Origin of the sequence: Streptomyces sp. NPDC059718 (genome assembly GCF_042733315.1) — a bacterium.
In the GTDB taxonomy this organism is placed as follows: domain Bacteria; phylum Actinomycetota; class Actinomycetes; order Streptomycetales; family Streptomycetaceae; genus Actinacidiphila.
Genome location: NZ_JBHWGA010000003.1, coordinates 361,806 through 377,780, shown reverse-complemented (window position 1 = coordinate 377,780; position 15,975 = coordinate 361,806). Strand labels below are relative to the sequence as shown.

Annotated in this window: 15 protein-coding genes and 1 pseudogene; 6 read left to right on the top strand and 10 right to left on the bottom strand. The window is 74.2% G+C overall.

Annotated elements, in window-relative coordinates:
- Positions 1–315: pseudogene (locus tag ACFV3E_RS06580) on the top strand (hypothetical protein); the annotation flags it as partial.
- A gap of 36 nt (positions 316–351) precedes the next feature.
- Here ACFV3E_RS06580 and ACFV3E_RS06575 read toward each other — a convergent pair.
- The 6 genes from ACFV3E_RS06575 to ACFV3E_RS06550 all read right to left on the bottom strand — a co-directional run bounded on the left by ACFV3E_RS06575 (position 352) and on the right by ACFV3E_RS06550 (position 6,149).
- Positions 352–1,590, bottom strand: coding sequence for a beta-ketoacyl synthase N-terminal-like domain-containing protein (locus ACFV3E_RS06575; protein WP_500369787.1), 1,239 nt, complete (start codon positions 1,588–1,590; stop codon positions 352–354).
- Positions 1,587–2,885: a beta-ketoacyl-[acyl-carrier-protein] synthase family protein gene (locus ACFV3E_RS06570; protein WP_500533690.1), complete on the bottom strand. Its 1,299-nt coding sequence runs from the start codon at positions 2,883–2,885 to the stop codon at positions 1,587–1,589. Before ACFV3E_RS06570 ends, ACFV3E_RS06575 begins: the two co-directional genes overlap by 4 nt.
- Positions 2,882–3,787: a cupin domain-containing protein gene (locus ACFV3E_RS06565; RefSeq protein WP_500533689.1), complete on the bottom strand. Its 906-nt coding sequence runs from the start codon at positions 3,785–3,787 to the stop codon at positions 2,882–2,884. The genes ACFV3E_RS06570 and ACFV3E_RS06565 overlap by 4 nt, the downstream gene beginning before the upstream one ends.
- 313 nt (positions 3,788–4,100) lie before the next feature.
- Positions 4,101–4,301, bottom strand: a complete 201-nt coding sequence (locus ACFV3E_RS06560; RefSeq protein WP_500322019.1) for a hypothetical protein — start codon at positions 4,299–4,301, stop codon at positions 4,101–4,103.
- Positions 4,302–4,350: 49 nt separating this feature from the next.
- The gene (locus ACFV3E_RS06555; protein ID WP_500533688.1) at positions 4,351–5,151 is read right to left on the bottom strand and encodes a family 1 encapsulin nanocompartment shell protein; all 801 of its coding nucleotides are present in this window, start codon (positions 5,149–5,151) and stop codon (positions 4,351–4,353) included.
- Positions 5,148–6,149, bottom strand: a complete 1,002-nt coding sequence (locus ACFV3E_RS06550) for a Dyp-type peroxidase (RefSeq protein ID WP_500533687.1) — start codon at positions 6,147–6,149, stop codon at positions 5,148–5,150. The genes ACFV3E_RS06555 and ACFV3E_RS06550 overlap by 4 nt, the downstream gene beginning before the upstream one ends.
- A gap of 125 nt (positions 6,150–6,274) precedes the next feature.
- Between ACFV3E_RS06550 and ACFV3E_RS06545 the strand changes: the two genes are divergently transcribed.
- On the top strand, positions 6,275–6,934 hold the full coding sequence (locus ACFV3E_RS06545; RefSeq protein ID WP_500533686.1) for a YoaK family protein: 660 nt from the start codon (positions 6,275–6,277) through the stop codon (positions 6,932–6,934).
- A gap of 18 nt (positions 6,935–6,952) precedes the next feature.
- Here the strand turns inward: ACFV3E_RS06545 and ACFV3E_RS06540 are convergent, their stop codons facing one another.
- Positions 6,953–8,182: a cytochrome P450 family protein gene (locus ACFV3E_RS06540; RefSeq protein WP_500533685.1), complete on the bottom strand. Its 1,230-nt coding sequence runs from the start codon at positions 8,180–8,182 to the stop codon at positions 6,953–6,955.
- Between the two features lie 369 nt (positions 8,183–8,551).
- On the opposite strand from ACFV3E_RS06540, the gene ACFV3E_RS06535 reads away from it, so the two are divergent.
- Together ACFV3E_RS06535 and ACFV3E_RS06530 are read left to right on the top strand one after the other, a co-directional pair.
- Positions 8,552–10,264 carry a PHP domain-containing protein gene (locus tag ACFV3E_RS06535; RefSeq protein WP_500533684.1) on the top strand — a complete coding sequence of 571 codons (1,713 nt, stop codon included), beginning with the start codon at positions 8,552–8,554 and terminating at the stop codon, positions 10,262–10,264.
- Entirely contained in the window at positions 10,261–10,860 is a 600-nt protein-coding gene (locus ACFV3E_RS06530; protein WP_500533683.1) for a hypothetical protein, read from the top strand. Before ACFV3E_RS06535 ends, ACFV3E_RS06530 begins: the two co-directional genes overlap by 4 nt.
- Positions 10,861–10,902: 42 nt before the next feature.
- Here ACFV3E_RS06530 and ACFV3E_RS06525 read toward each other — a convergent pair whose 3' ends face one another.
- The 3 genes from ACFV3E_RS06525 to ACFV3E_RS06515 all read right to left on the bottom strand — a co-directional run bounded on the left by ACFV3E_RS06525 (position 10,903) and on the right by ACFV3E_RS06515 (position 13,795).
- Entirely contained in the window at positions 10,903–11,814 is a 912-nt protein-coding gene (locus ACFV3E_RS06525; RefSeq protein ID WP_500533682.1) for an NmrA family NAD(P)-binding protein, read from the bottom strand.
- A 15-nt stretch (positions 11,815–11,829) separates the two neighbouring features.
- Positions 11,830–12,210, bottom strand: a complete 381-nt coding sequence (locus ACFV3E_RS06520; RefSeq protein WP_500533681.1) for a hypothetical protein — start codon at positions 12,208–12,210, stop codon at positions 11,830–11,832.
- A gap of 271 nt (positions 12,211–12,481) precedes the next feature.
- Positions 12,482–13,795, bottom strand: a complete 1,314-nt coding sequence (locus tag ACFV3E_RS06515) for an alginate lyase family protein (protein WP_500533680.1) — start codon at positions 13,793–13,795, stop codon at positions 12,482–12,484.
- Between the two features lie 231 nt (positions 13,796–14,026).
- On the opposite strand from ACFV3E_RS06515, the gene ACFV3E_RS06510 reads away from it, so the two are divergent.
- Both ACFV3E_RS06510 and ACFV3E_RS06505 read left to right on the top strand, forming a co-directional pair.
- A complete protein-coding gene (locus tag ACFV3E_RS06510; RefSeq protein ID WP_500533679.1) occupies positions 14,027–15,271 on the top strand; it encodes a glycoside hydrolase family 88 protein in 1,245 nt (414 codons plus the stop codon).
- A 173-nt stretch (positions 15,272–15,444) separates the two neighbouring features.
- Positions 15,445–15,912 carry a hypothetical protein gene (locus tag ACFV3E_RS06505; protein WP_500533678.1) on the top strand — a complete coding sequence of 156 codons (468 nt, stop codon included), beginning with the start codon at positions 15,445–15,447 and terminating at the stop codon, positions 15,910–15,912.
- Positions 15,913–15,975: the final 63 nt, after the last annotated feature.

Genomic DNA, 15,975 nt, shown 5'->3' with positions numbered 1-15,975 from the left:
CAGACCGGCAGGCAGAACCTCAACTGCGGCAACTCCGCGGACACGGCCACCGTCAACGTACTGGGCACCATCCGGAAGCACACCACATGCGTCGCCGCCGACCACTCCCACCGTGCCGGTCCCGCCACCGTTCACCGGGGCCAGGCCTCCGCCGGCACCACCGAGGTGGTCGGATCCGAGACCAACACCGCGCAGAACGGCCGGCAGAATCAGAACTGCGGCAATCCCGGCACGCTCATCGACCTTCCCCTCGGCCATACCGAGCGCGAGACCCGGTGCACCGTGCGGGACAGCTCCAGCCACCGGACACGGTGACCGCGCAGATGCCGGGAACACGTCGCGCCCGGTTGTTCAGTCAAGCGCTCCCAGGACGACGGCGCTGTTGAACCCGCCGGTCCCGCGGGCGAGCACCACGGCCGTCGTCAGCCGTTCCGGCCGTGTCCAGCGGGTGACCAGGCGGACGCCGTACCGCTCGCGGGCGGCCCGCGCGTCGCCGCCGCGGGTGGGCGGGATCACGCCGGTGCGCAGGGCGAGGGCTGCGGTCACCGCGTCCAGCGCGCCGGCGCCGGAGGTCAGCCGGCCGACGCCCGCCTTGGGCACCGTCACCGGTACCTCCGCCAGCCGGTCGCCGAAGACCCGCTGGAGCGCCGCCGCCTCGGCGGCGTCCCCGGCCGGGTCGCCGGCGCCGTCGGCGAAGACCACGTCCACGTCCCCGGGAGCGCGGCCGGCCTGCTCGAGCGCCGTGGTGACGGCCCGGGCCAGCTGGACGCCGTCGGGCGCGGGCGCCGTGTGGTGGTGCGCGTCGTGCGTGGCGGCGTGGCCGAGCAGTTCGGCGTAACCGCGCACCCCGCGCTCGGCGGCGTGCGCCTTCTCCTCCAGGACCATCAGGGCACCGCCCTCGCCGGGGACGAACCCCGAGGCGTACGGGCTGAAGGGCAGGTAGGCCCGTTCGGGGTCGGTGCCGCGGTGCACCGTGGGCAGGGTGGACTGGCAGGCGAGCGCGAAGGGCGACAGCGGCGCCTCGGTGCCGCCGACGATCACGGCCTTGCCGCCGCGCCGCAGCCGCCGCCAGGCGTGCTTGAGCGCGTCCAGGCCGCCCGCGCCGTCCGCGGCGACGACGCCGCAGCCGCCGGTCAGCCCGTGCCGGATGGAGATCTGGGCGGCGCCGGCCGCGTGGAACCAGGCGATGGACTGGTGGGCGTCGGCCTCGCCGGGCTGCCGTGCCCACAGGGCGTGGGTCTCCCGCTGGCCGGACTCGTTGCCGCCGGAGCCGCTGGAGGTGACCACCGACAGGTGGAACGGGGGGTGGTCGGCGGGCCGCAGCGCCGCGTCGGCCAGCGCCATCTCGGCCGCGGCCAGGGCGAACCAGGTCCAGCGGTCGGTCTCGGCGCGCAGGGTGTCGTCGATCCAGCGGGCGGCGTCGAACCCGGTGACCTCCCCGGCCAGCACGACCGGGGAGCGGCTCGCGTCGGGCCTGCCGATCGGCCGGATGCCGTTGCGCCCGGCGACGGTGGCCCGCCAGTAGGGGCGGGCGCCGACACCGGTGGGGGCGACGACCCCGAGTCCGCTGATGACCGCGCGTGTGGTCATGCCTCCGCCTCCCGTTCAGGGTCGGGCTCCAGGGCCGAGAAGACCATCGCCGACTGGAAACCACCGAGCCCGCAGGCCACCGACAGTGCGTGCCGCACCCGCCGTTCGCGGGCGAGGACCGGCGTGTAGTCGAGGTCGCACTGCGGGTCGGGCCGCAGGAGGTTGGCGGTCGGCGGGATCACCCCCCGCCGGACGGCGAGGGCGCAGGCGGCCATCTCCAGGGCGCCCGCCGCGCCGAGGCAGTGGCCGATGACGGACTTGACGGAGCTCACCGGGACCTTGCGCGCGTGCTCGCCGAGGGCGCGCTTGTACGCGGCGGTCTCGTAGCGGTCGTTCTGCACCGTGCCGGAGCCGTGGGCGCTGATCCAGTCGAGCTGCTCGGGGGCGATGCCGGCCTCCGACATGGCGGAGATGATCGCCTCGCTCAGGTCGTAGCCGTCGGGGCGCAGACCGGTCATGTGGTAGGCGCCGGTCCGGTTGTCCCAGCCGCGCACCTCGCAGTAGACGGACGCGCCCCGGGCACGGGCGTGCTCCCGTTCCTCCAGGACGAGCACGGCGCCGCCCTCGCCGAGGACGAACCCGTCGCGCCGGGCGTCGAAGGGCGCCGGCGTCCGCTCGGGGTCGCCGGTGAAGGCGGTGGTGGCGCCGATCGCGTCGAAGCAGGCCACCGTGACCGGGGAGATGGGCGCCTCGCCCGCGCCCGCCAGCATGACGTCGGCCTCGCCGTCGCTCAGCGTCCGGAAGGCGCAGCCGATCGCGTCGACGCCGGAGGTGCAGCCGGTGGAGACGACCGAGGACGGGCCGTGCAGACTGTGCCGCAGCGAGAGTTCGGCGGCGGCCGAGGAGGGGTGCATCGCCCGGTGCAGGAAGGGCATGCCGTGGTCGGGGCTGACCTCCCAGTGCCGGCCGCCGTCGCTGGCGACCACGTACTCGTCCTCCAGGGTGACGGTGGCGCCGACGGCGGTGCCGAGGCAGACCCCGATGCGGTCGGTGTCCTCGGCCTCCGTGCGCAGCCCGCTGTCGGCGAGCGCCTCGGCGGCCGCGGCGAGCGCGAACTGGGCGAACCGGCCGTTGCGGCGTATCTCCCGGGGGGTGAGCCCGGCCGCGAGGGGGTCGAAGTCGGCCTCGGCGGCGATCCGCGAGCGGTACCGCGAGGGGTCGAAGCGGGTGATCCGGCGGATCGCCGGACTGCCCCCGACGATCCGCTCCCAGAACGCCTCCCGCCCGACGCCGCCGGCGGCGACGGCTCCGACGCCCGTCACCACCACCCTGCGCGCGGTACGGCCCGCGGTCACCGGTCGACCAGTTCGCGGCCGGGCGCCGGGCCCTCCGTCGCCGGACCCGTCGCGGTGGCGGCGCGGGCGATGGCGGCGGCCTGCTCGCGGGTCTCGGTGTCGACGTGCCCCAGCTCCGGACGCGGCGCGAGCGGGGCCAGGAAGAACACGGCGCGGGCCACCGCGTCGGAGGTGTTCACCAGCCGGTGGCGGACCCCGCGCGGGACGAGCAGGGCCTCGTTGGCGGCGACGCTGCGCGGGCAGCCGTCGAGGTCCACCCGCACCTCGCCCTCGACGACGACCAGTTGCTCCTGCGAGTACGGGTGGTAGTGCTCGGCGACGGCCTCGCCGGGGCCGACGGTGACCATGCCGCAGAACCCGTCCGTCGTGCCGACCGAGGCGGTGGTCAGCAGGGTGCGGATGTCGCCGCCGCGGCGGGTGTCCGCGTGGGTGTCCAGGGTGCCGACGGGACGGATCCGGCGGGACTCCAGCCGGTCCTTGACCAGCTGCATCTGGACGCGGGAGTTGCTGTTGATGCGTTGCCGCATGCCCTCGTCGTCGACGGGCGCGTCCACCTTCATCCGGAAGTCCTGCAGCCAGCGCATGCGGGTGCTCTCCGGGCCGAGTTCCTCGTACTGCCAGTAGATGTTCATGAACTCGAACGGCCCGGTCTCCAGCCGCCGGGCCCGCACGGTACGGGTGGCCGGGTCGGCGGTGCGCTCGGACACCCAGGACCAGACGCGGCCCTTCTCGTCGGGGTGCATGGTCAGGCGGAAGCGGGTGGTGTCGCCCTCCTGGGAGATGATCTCGGCCTCGGCGTACTCGCTGAACAGGGTGGGCCAGCCGGCGACGTCGTTGGTCCGCAGCCACACGTACCGCAGGGGCGCGTCGATGACGATCTCGTTCTCGGTGTGCATCGTCATCGGGTCCGCACCTCCGCCGCGGGATGGCCGGACTGACGTTCCGTCACTGAGGTCATGGGGGCACTACCTCCAACCGAGCGGGCCGAATAATCACACAATCGGTCCCCGCGGTGACGGAACGTGTCACGCCCTCCCGGCCCGCTCCACCCGTACGGGGGCACACTTCGTGAGGGCCCGTCAGCGGCCCTTCCGGCGCCGGTCGACGCGGGCGTGCCGGACCTCCGCCTCTTCCCCCGCCCCGTGCTCCCCGCGCGCCGCCCCCATGCCGGCCGACGGTGCACGAGGCGGTCCTGCGTCCGGCGCGGGCCCGCTCTCACGCACGGTGGTGGGGCGCCTCCGTGCCGTCCACGTGGGTGCCGGGCACCACCGGGGCGTGGGCGGGCGGGAGGTCCTCGGGGACGGGCTCACGACCGCCGTCGTCCCCGCCCGCCGAGGCGGCGTGGCGGGCGGGCCCGCCGGTCCTGACCTCGGAACGGTGCGGCCAGAGCGATGTCTTCCTGTGTTTTCCGGTCATAACGGGCGAATACCCGTACTGGGCGCCCGTCACCCGTCACGCGTCACCGTCACGCGGCCGTGAGCGCGACCGCCGCCTCCGCCGTGTGCACCAGGAAGGTGAGGGTCTCCTGGAAGTACAGCCGCACGCTGGTGTCGTCGTGCGACAGGTAGCCGATGGACACGTCCTGGCCGATGCGCAGCTCGAAGTCGCCGCCGCGGGTGGAGAGCAGGAACGCCCCGTCGATGGCGGGGGCCCACACGATCTCCCCGTCGAGGAGCCGGGCCAGGTGGGCGTGGATCGGGTAGCCGTAGTGGGAGGTCTCGTTGACGGCCGTGTACGCGTCGGCGCTCAGCGCGAGCGTGTACGGGCCGCCGACGCCCGCGAGGCGGAGCGCGGAGATGGCCTGGCTGACGGCGTTGGGGTAGTCGCGCACGTCGGCGGGGAGGCTCAGCGGCGGGTTCGGGGCGCTCGCGCGGATGCCGGTGATGCCGGCCGCCGCGTACCCCTCGAAGACCGCCCGGTCCTCGGTGAACGCGATGCGCCGGGCGGCGTCCTTCACGGGCTGCCAGTCCGCGTCCTGGGCACCGCGCTCGACGATGTCGACCTCGCCGCGGTCGACCGTGAAGGGCACGCGCAGCTCGACGACCGGCTGCGCGCGGCGCACCCGGGCGAGCACGTCCTCGTGGGGCGCCTCGACCGGGTCGAGGTGGCCGGTGTTCACCCCGGCGAACTCGGGGCCGGCGGCCTCGGGCACGTCGACGATCCGGCGGGCGGCGACGTGGCGCTTGAAGGTGCGCCGCGCCTCCTCCTCCAGGTCGTCCCAGGCGGCTTCGGAGATCGGGGCGAGTTCCCGGTGCAGGTTGTTCATGATGTGACGGTCTTCCTCAGGTCGCCGATCCCCAGCGACTTCGCGGCCGGGGCGGCCGCGACGGCGGGGGGATCGGGAAGGTCGTCCAGGAAGTCGGCGGAGGGCACGAAGAACAGCGTGCCGGTCACGGCCCGGGAGAAGTCCAGGATCCGGTCGTGGCTCGCCTGCCCGTCGCCGAGGAACATGTTGCGCAGCATCCGCTCGGTGACCTCGGGGGTCCGCGCGTAGCCGATGAAGTACGTCCCGAACTCGGCGGTGCCCACCCGGCCGAAGGGCATGTTGTCGCGGAGGATCTGCCGTTCGGTGCCGTCCGGTTCGACGATCGTGGTCAGGGCGACGTGGGAGTCGGCGGGCTTGACGTCGTCGTCCATCTCGATGTTGCCCAGTTTGCTGCGGCCGATCACCCGCTCCTGCGCCTCCACGGGCAGGGCGTTCCAGGCGTCGAGGTCGTGGACGTACTTCTGCACGATCACGTAGCTGCCGCAACGGAAGTCCGGGTCCTCGTCGCCGACCAGGACCGCCTCGGTCGCCTCGGGGCCGACCGGGTTCTCCGTGCCGTCGACGAACCCCAGCAGGTCGCGGACGTCGAGGTACTTGAAGCCGTGCACCTCGTCACGGACCGTGACATGGCCGCGCAGCCGGTCCATGACCAGCTGGGCCAGGGTGAAGCACAGGTCCAGCCGGCCGGCCCGGATGTGGAAGAGCAGGTCGCCCGGGGTGGCGGGCGCCTGGTGGCGGGGTCCGGTCAGCTCGGCGAAGGGGTGCAGTCCGGCGGGGCGCGGCCCGCCGAAGAGGCGGCCCCACACGTTCGACCCCACCCCGGCGACACAGCTCAGCCGCCCGTCGGGGGTGCCGAAGCCGACCGAGCGCTGCAGCCCGGACAGGTCCTCCAGCAGATCGCGGACGGCGGTCTCCCTGCCGGGGTCGACCGTCACGACCAGGAAGATCGCGGACGTGGTGAGAGGGCTGAGCACCGGCTGCGGCAGCGGTTCCGCCATCACCACGCTCCTTCGGTTCGGGGGCGCGCCCGGGTCGGGGCGGACACGCACAAGTCTGCTCCGGGGCCCGGCCCGGTGCATCCTGACCAGGAGCGGCGGCGAACCCCTGCGGAAGGCGGCTGGACATGAGCGGTGGCCCGGAAGGGGACCGGCAGCGCCTGCTGACCGTGCTGCTGCTCGTCCTCACCGTGCTCAGCGGGCTGGTCGACGCCGTGAGCATCCTCAGCCTGGGTCATGTCTTCGTGGCGAACATGACGGGCAACCTGGTCTTCGTCAGCCTCGGCCTGGCCGGGGCGCCCCAGTTCTCGGTCGTCACCTCGCTGGTGGCCCTCGGCGGCTTCGCCGTGGGCATCCTCTTCTGCCGGGCGGCACTGGCCCGGCTGACCCGCCCGATCGCGCTGATGAGCGCGGCCGCGGTGTGCGAGACCGCGCTGCTGGCCTCGGCCACGGCACTGCACGCCCTGGACGGGCCGCGGCGCGTACTGGTGGTGGTCTGCGCGGTGGCGATGGGCATCCAGAACGCGACGGCCGGACGCGTCGGCGTCGCGGGCCTGACCACGACCGTGATGACCCGCACCCTGGTCGGGCTGCTCAGCGGCACCGGCGCCACGGCGCACGACCGGCGGATGGCCCTTCGCCAGGCACTGAGCGTCGCCGCCCTGGTGGCCGGCGCCCTGGCCGGGGGCCTCCTGGTGCTCCTGGTGACACCGCCCGCCGCCCTGGGTGCGGCCACCGGGTGCGCGCTGACGGTGGCCGTGGCGGCGACCGTCGCCGCCCGCCGGTGACCCGTCCCGTACCGCCGGTCAGAAACGGACCGGGAGGGCCACCAGGCCGCGCGTGCGCATCGACGGGCGCCACCGCAGCTGTGCGGGGTCCGCGTCCAGGGCGAGCCCCGGGAAGCGGGCCAGCAGCCCGGTGAGCGCGATCTCGGTCTCCAGCCGGGCCAGCGGAGCGCCGAGGCAGTAGTGGATGCCGTGCCCGAGGCCGAGGTGCGCGGTGTCGGCGCGGCCGAGGTCGAGCCGGTCGGCCTCGGGGAAGCGGGCGGGGTCGCGGTTGGCCGCGGCCAGCGAGAGCAGCACCGTCTCGCCGGCGGGGACCGTCACGCCGCCGATGGTGACGTCCTCCAGCGGGAAGCGCCGGATGGCCAGCGGCGCCGGCCCGTCCCAGCGGGTCAGCTCCTCGACCGCCGCCGCGGCCCCGCCCGGCTCGGCCCGCAGGGCGGCCAGTTGCCCGGGGTGCGTCAGCAGCGCCAGGACGGCGTTGCCGATGAGCTGCACGGTGTTCTCGTACCCGGCGAACAGGAGGAGGAAGGTCAGCGACATCAGCTCGTCCTCGCTGAGCCGGTCGCCGTCGTCGCGGGCGGCGATCATCGCGGAGAGCAGGTCGTCCTCGGGGTGGGCGCGCTTGCGCGCGATGAGCTGCCCGAAGTACCCGAGCATGGCGGCGACCGCCTCCTTCGCCGCGGAGGGACGCGAAGGGTCCGGGGCGACCAGGGCGTCCGTCCAGCCCCGGAAGTCGCGGCGGTCGCCGGGGGCGACGCCGAGCAGGTCGCAGATCACGCGGATCGGCAGTGGCGCGGCATAGGCGGCGATCAGGTCGGCGCGGCCGTCGGGGGCCACGGCGTCCAGGAGTTCGGCGGCCGTACGGCGGACCGGCTCGCGCAGGTCCGCGACGCGGCGCGGGGTGAAGGCCTGCGACACCAGGCGCCGGATGCGGGTGTGGTCCGGCGGGTCCATGTTCAGCAGGTTGGCGTCGAGGGCGGGCGGCAGCGCGAACCCCGAGTAGTTGCCGGGCAGGGCGTTGCGCTTGTCCAGGGACAGCAGAGGGTCGCCGAGCGCCTGGCGCACGTCCTCGTACCGGGTGACCACCCAGGCGGGACGCCCGTCGGTGCCGGTGACGCGGTGGACGGGACCGGCCTCGCGGAGCCTGCCGTACGCCCCGTAGGGGTCGGCGATCAGCTCGGCGGGGTCAACGGGAACCTGCCCGGGCGGTGTTGCGTCCGGAGCGGCGTTCGGCGGGGTCGAGGAGGCCATGCCCCCACCCTAAGAGCCGGATCGTGGCGCTCCGGCCCCTCGCCCGCGGGGGACGGCCCGGTACGGGCGATCTTCAGGTTGATCGTGGCGGCCGGTCCGCCGACGAATCCGGCGAGCACGATCAGCCCCAGCCACCGGTGTACACACCCGGCTCCCGTCCAGGGAACGGCTCCACGACGTGCCGGCCGGCAACCGCCTCCGCACCGCGGTGGAGTGATCACCTCCGTTCCCCGTGTCCCAGCCCACATGTCGCGTCCCGGTGGTGTCCACCCGCGCGGCCCGGGGAGTTCATCCGGCATCCGCAGGCTCTCCTGACGCACGCCCCAGTCAGCGCGGACCGGCGCCCTCGCGGAGGGCAAGGAGCGGATCATGGGCCACGGCCACCAGCACGGGCACGACCACACCCACGCGCACCACCACCACGGCGACGGCGCTGAGTCCCTGCCGCCGGCGCTCGACCTCTCGGTCCCGGACGGGGAACTGACCCCGGACCAGCTCTCCCGGCGCTCCATGCTGCGCCGCACCGGACTGCTCGGCGCCGGGCTGGCCGCGGGCAGCGTGCTCGCCGGTGCCGGCCAGGCCGCCGCCCACGGCTCCTCCCCGCAGGGGTACCAGGGGCACGGCGGTACGCGTCCCGGTGGTTACCTGTGGCTGGCCGGCGACCACCACATCCACACCCAGTTCAGCTCCGACGCGAAGTACCGCGTCATCGACCACGTCCGCCACGCCAACGCGAACGGCCTGGACTGGATGGTCATCACCGACCACGGCAGCGAGCAGCACGCCAAGATCGGCGTGGAGAAGGTCAACCCGCAGATCGTCGCGGCCCGCGGGGAGATCTCCGACACCCTGGTCTTCCAGGGCCTGGAGTGGAACATCCCGGCCGCCGAGCACGGCACGGTCTTCGTCCACCCCGGCCGCAACGAGGTCGCCGTGCTGAAGGACTTCGAGAACTCCTTCGACGGCTCGGTCAAGGGTGCCACCGCGCCCACCCCCGCCAATGAGGCGCTGGCCGTCGCGGGGCTGGACTTCCTCGCCGACGCCGTCCGCCGCAAGAAGGTCCAGGACGCGCTGTTCCTGGCCAACCACCCCGCGCGCAAGGGCCTGGACTCCCCGCACGAGATCCGCGCCTGGCGCGACGCCCAGCCCACCATCGCGGTCGGCATGGAGGGCGCGCCCGGCCACCAGGCCGCCGGCCTGCCCGCGCCGCAGGGCCCCGGCTCCGGCCGCGGCTTCTACGACAGCAGCCCGAGCGCCCAGTCCTGGCCCGGCTACCCGCTGGAGAGCTACCGCACCTGGGGCGGCTTCGACTGGATGACCGCCACGGTCGGCGGCCTGTGGGACAGCCTCCTCGCCGAGGGCAAGCCGTGGTGGATCACCGCCAACTCCGACGCGCACAACGTGTATGCCGACACCGCCGTCCGCGGCGGTGGCGACTTCGCCACCCAGGGCCACTACGACGACCCGGTCTACGGCGGCGGACTCAGCCTGACCGACGGCGACTTCTGGCCGGGCCAGTACAGCCGCACCCACGTCGGGGCCGCCGGCTTCTCGTACCGCGCGGTCATGGACGGCCTCCGCGAGGGCCGCGTCTGGGTCGACCACGGCGGGCTGATCAGCGGTCTCGACGCGCGGCTGCGCTCCGGCGGGCACGAGCAGACGCTCGGCGGCATGCTGCGGGTCCGCCGCGGCGACAAGGTCGACCTCGTCGTCGACATCGACTTGGCGAACGGCCCCAACTGGGCCCAGTTCGTACCGGAGCTGGCCCGTGTGGACGTCATCCGCGGCGCGGTCACCGGCCGGGTCTCGGACAAGGACACCTTCGCCGCCCCGGACACCAAGGTCGTGAAGTCCTTCGAGGTGGGCCGCTCGGCGGGGTCGGTGCGGCTGACGTACTCCCTGGGCCGCGTCGACAAGCCGCTCTACGTCCGGCTGCGCGGCACGGACGGCAACCGCGGCGCCGTCGGCATCAACGGCGCCGCGGTGGACCCGGCCGGCCCGGCGATCGACGTCCTCGGCGACGCCGACCCCTGGAAGGACCTGTGGTTCTACTCCAACCCGATCTGGGTGCTGCCCGCGTGACGACGGCCCCCGCGGTCCTCGGCGTCGACGCCGGTTCCCCCGGCCTGCGGGAGGCCGACCACCTGGTCCACCACCTGGTGGACCGGCTCGGCCTCCCCGTGGGCACCGTCGCGTGCACGCACCTGGTCCGCGGCGGTGATCCGCACACGGCGGTCTCCCTGACGCTGCCGGACCCCGCCGCCGCGGAGACGGCGTGGCGCTCGCTCACGGAGACCTCGGGGACCGGCGCCCCGCTGGGCGTCTTCCTGGCCGGCCGCGGCCACGGACCGGCTCCGCTGGCCGAGGCGGCGGCCGGTGCCGCCGCCGAGGCCGCGGCGCTCAGCGGCGGCCGGGCCGTGGTCTACCCGGGCGTCGACGGCCTCACCGGTACGGTCACCGTGGCCGACCTGCTGGCCCGCACCGCGATCACGCGGCTGGTCGTGCTCGGCTCCCCCGCGGGCGAGCGGCCCGCGCCGGACACCGAGGTCCTCACCGCCGACCACGTCCGCCCCGAGTGGCGGGCCGGAGAACTGGTCCTGCCGCTGGTCCCCGCGGTGGGCGGGCGTCTCGCCCCGTTCGAGGTGCCCAAGCCGACGCCCTGTTGCGCGGACCACTGACGGCCGCTTACGGACCACTGACGACGTGGTCCGCCGGGGGCGTCAGCCGAACACCTCCGGGTGCTCCCGGACCAACTCGCGTATGCCGGAGGCCGGTCTGCCCAGGATCTCCCTGACGTCGTCGGTCGCGCGGTCGTACCGGTTCGCCGCGTGGAGGCGGGCCATGGTGGCGATGTGCTGCCGTACGTGCTCGGGGAGTCCCAGGGCGTCCAGTTCCCCGGCCCACTCCTCGTACGGCACGTCGACGTAACGGACCTTCCGCCCGAGCACCTCGGTGAACTCGGCGGCGATCGCCGTCATGTCCCGGGACTCGGCCCCGGTCAGCTCGTGGACCCGGCCGACGTGCGACGCCGGGTCGGCCAGCACCGCCGTGACCACCTCGGCGACGTCCCGGGCCGCGACGGGGGAGGTCCGCGCGTCGCCGAAGGGCAGGCGGATCGTGCCGTCCCGGGCGACCGAGCGGAAACCGAGGCCGAGGAAGAGCGGGTTCTCCATGAAGACCGTCGGCCGGATGTGGCAGACCGGCACCCCCGACCAGTCCATGACCTGCTCCGCCAGCCACTGCTGCCACTGCTGCTTCGACTCGGACGTGCTGCTGAGCTTCATCTGGGACACCGTCATCTGCGACATGTTGACCAGCACGTCGAGCCCGCCGTGGGCGCGGGCCACGGCCGCCGTCGTCGCGGCGGCCTGCAGGTACTGCGCCGACACGCCCATCCCGAAGTACATCCGGCCGCAGCCCTCGGCCGCCCGCGCGACGTCCGCGGTCCTGGTCAGGTCACCGGCGACCACCTCCGCCCCGGTGTCCCGCAGTTGCACCGCCCGCTCGTCCTCGCGGTGGACGAAGGCGCGGACGGGGAAGCCGCGTTCCCTCAGCAACTCGACGGTCGTGTGCCCGACCGCCCCCACGCTCCCGGCGGCACCGGTCACGAGGATCATCGGGCTGTCCGGCATCGTCCGGCCCTTCCGTCAGGACGGCGACATCACGCAGGACTCCGGTGCGCCGCCCGCCTCCAGGCAGGAGACGACCGGCTCCAGCGCCGCCGCCAACTGGTCCTGCGTCATGCCGGGGTGCGCTTCCAGCCACTGCGTGGCGAGGGCGGCGAAGGCCTGCACATGGGGATCGGCGGCGATGTCCGGATGGGCCTGCAGGAAGGACTGCAGCGCCTCCTGGACGTCCGCCGCGGACCATCCCGAGTCGCCCGGCAGGCAGTGCGACACGGAGCCGTCCTGCCCGTTCCCGGCGTGGCAGCCGTCGTCGGCGACCGCCGTACCGGTGCCGCCGAGGACCAGGGCCCCCGTCGCGAGCGCGGCGATCGTTCCTGCGGCGAGCTTCTTCGCGAGAGCCATGGACTCCACCTCGGATCGGGTGGTCGGATCGGTCTGTGCGGTCGGATCGGTCGGATCGGTCGCTGGCCGGTTCGGTGCCGGCGCTCCCGAGGCACCGGGCACACGACGGTGCCTGCGAGGGAGCGCGGATCACCGGCCCCCTGGGGAGGGGCGGGATGGCCGGGGCCCGTGGCACCCGGATCGCGGTGCCGGGCCGTCATCGACAGGTCCAGCACATCACAGTCACCCGGATGGCGCATCCGGAGGGAACCGGGGCCCCGGCCGTCCCCGTTCAGCCCGTGATGCCGTCCAGCTGCTCCGGTGCGGGCCGCAGCGCCCACAGGTCGCCGCCCGGGGGCGCCTCCAGGTCCGCGAGCGCGGCGCGCGCCCGCCGGTCGCCGTGGTCGGCGGCGGCGTGGACGAGGTCGGAGGCGGCGTAGGCGTGGAAGTCCAGCTCGGGGTGGGGCCACGGCCCGGCACCGGTGGCGGCCGGCAGCAGGAAGTCGACGGCCTGCCGCAGTGACGCGCCGCCCGGGCCCGTGTGGTGCCACAGGTCGACGCCCACGTGGTCGCCGACGGCGGCGAGCCGGGTGAAGGCCACCAGGTTGAAGGTGGAGTAGTGCCAGCTGCGGGTGCGCGCCAGCTCCTGCGGCTGGCTGCCGTCGGCGGCGATCTGAGGGTCGATCAGCCCGACCCGCGCGGCGGTGACGGTCTGCCGGGCGAGCGCGGTGCGGCCGGTGGCGGCGGCGAGCGCGGCGACCTGCATGTGGTGGAAGGTGCCGTGGTTGTTGGCGGCGGCGCCCTCCTGCCTGCCGAAGTCGCTGTCCACCAGCCAGTGGAGGAACCGGTTCTCCCAGGCGCTCATGCCGTCACGGTCCCGCGCCGACCAGCCGGGTGCGCCCAGATCGAGGACGGCGGTGGCGTCGAGGAGGCTGGTGAAGCCCTGGGAGAAGTCGATGATGCCGATGGCACGCCCGTCGTAACGGCACGGGATGGCTTGCGCGTTGCCCAGGTTCGGGTTCATCCGTGTCGCCGGGTCGACGAACCACGTGCGCAGGATGCGGGCGGCGTGCTCGGCGTAGGCGCGCCTGCCGGTGTAGTACCAGGCGAGGGAGAGCTCGTAGGCCGACTCGAAGACCTTGCCCCGCTCGTCGTGGTCGGTGAGCCCGTCGACCTCGGGGTTGCGCTCCCCGTCGCGCTGCACGTACGGGCAACCCTGGGGATTGTCCGGGGTCCTGGGCGCGCCGGGCCACCAGTAGGGGGCCTGGCTGAAGTAGTCGTGCAGGTCGCCGCTGGGCGGGACGCGGTCCTTGTCCACGACCGTCCAGGGGCCCTGCCCCAGCCAGGCGTCGGCCTGGACGACGAGGTCCCGCAGGGCGCGGCGGGCCCCCGGATCGCCGGCGCGGAGCCGGGTCTTGGCCCGTACCAGGTCCTTCCCGTCGAGGACGACCGTCCGCGGTGCCGCGGTGGGCCCGCCGGCCGTGCCGTGGTGCGCGTCCGGCCGGGCCGCGGCCGGGGCGGCGGAGGCCAGCGGGACGAGGAGGGCCGCGAGGACGGCGAGGACGCCTGCGCGGCGGCGCGGGGAATGGCCCCAGGGGGTGCGCATGCCTCTTCTCCCTCTGTCTCCGTACATGAATGGAGCACAGCTCCATGAACGCGCCACCGGAACCTAGGACGGTGCCGACGGGGCGTCAAGAGCGCCCCTCCGGCCATCGCCGACGATTGTTCGTTCACGTACAGGAACTCGCGACACGTAGGTGTACAGCGATGTCATAGGCATGCCACGCTGGCCCTGGCCTCCTCGTGAACCACCCCCCACTCCGAATGGCAGGCACCCATGGGCATCTCCCGGCGCCATCTGCTGACCACCGCCGCCGGCGCCGCCGCGGCGACCACCGCGCTCGCTCCCCCGGCGCAGGCCGGGCCCCCCGCGCACACCGCGTACGCCGACGACCCGGCCGCGACCACCCGCACGCTGCGGGAGGCGGCGGACTACGCGGTGGCGAAGCTGCGCGCGGTGGCACCCGGGGTGACCACGTTCCCGGTCATCACGAAGTTCGAGAAGTGGACCTACTCCGCCGGCGGCGACTGGGTCGGCGGGTTCTGGCCCGGCACGCTGTGGATGGCGTGGCTGCACAGCGGCGACGCGCAGTTCCGCTCCCTGGCCCTCGCCGCCGCGGAACGGCTGGCGCCCCGGCGCACCGACACCGGCACGCACGACCTCGGTTTCCTCTTCTCCCCGTCCTGGGTGACCGCCTGGCGCCTGACCGGCGACCCCAAGTGGCGCGACGGCGCCTTGCAGGCGGCATCCTCCCTGATCAAGCGGTACAACACGGCCGGCCGCTTCATCCGGGCCTGGGGCGCGCTCGGCAGCGCCGACAACGCGGGCCGGGTGATCATGGACACGATGATGAACCTGGACCTCCTGGCCTTCGCCGGCCGCCAGACCGGGGACCCGGCCTACCTCGACATCGCCGTCGCGCACGCGCGGACCACCCAGCGCCACTTCCTGCGGCCCGACGGCTCCACCCCGCACGTCTTCGACTTCGACCCGGCCACCGGCGCCCCCGTCGGGCCCAACACCGTGCAGGGCTACAGCCCCGCCTCCTGCTGGTCCCGCGGCCAGGCCTGGGGCGTCTACGGCTTCACCACGATGTTCCGCCGCACCGGCCACCCGGAGTTCCTCGCCACCGCCCGCAGGCTCGCGGACTTCGCCCTCGGCGCGCTGACGCCCGATCACGTCCCCGTCTGGGACTACCTCGCCCCGCAGCAGCCGAACGACGTCAAGGACGCCTCGGCCGGCGCGGTCATGGCCTGCGGCCTGCTCGACCTCGCCGCGGCCTCCGGCACGGCCCGCTACCGCGAGAGCGCCCTGCAACTGCTCCTCGCCCTCTCCCGCACCTGCCTGACCAGCCGCTCCACCCGCGCCCAGGCCGTCGTCGCCCGCTGCACCCGCAACCGTCCCGCCGAGGACGGCGTCGAGGTCTCCGTCCCCTACGCCGACTACTACCTCCTGGAGGGCATCCTCCGTGTCCTGCGCCCCGCGGACGCCGACCGGGCGATCGACCTGTCCTCGGTGTGACGCGCCGTCCGACGGCGCCGGACTCCCCGCGCGGTCCTTCCCCGGCGAACACGGCTGCGTGCCCCGCCAGTTGACGCCTCTGCGCGGGTACCGTCACCCCTCGTCACCGTTCCGTCCACGGCGCCTTCGCGGACGCGTAGGATGCGCGGGCCACTCACACGGGGAGGGCCGCAATGGCCGCCAATGAGAGCTCCGACCTCGCGCCGCACGCGCGCGGCCGATCAGGGCTGCGTGCAGCACTGGCCGTCTGTGCCGCCGCAACGACGGCCTTCACCCTCGCCGGGTGCACATCCGGCAGTGACGGCGTCACCGGACAGAGAGCCACAGCCCTGGCCGAAGCACAGTCCGTCTGCCGATCATGGGGCTTCGGCCAGGACGCCGATCTTCCGGACCCCGACCCCACTGTGCCGGTGCACGTGGACACGGCAGCAGCAGAGGCGAACGCCACCGCCAACAAGGCTTCGCACGCCGAAAACCTCGACACGGCATGGACCCCGCTCGCGCGGGCTTCCCACACGATGGCGGTGATCATGCAGGGCGAGGTCACGTTCGAGTACTTGCCACCCGACGTCCAAAGCGACTTCCGCGACGCGTACTTCACGGCAGCCGGGGAGTGCCGCGAAGCGTACGCGGCTGGGTGACGACGGGGCCCGCAACCCGCACCCGCCTGCACCCCGCCGACTGCGCTCCGCAGCGAATGGGCG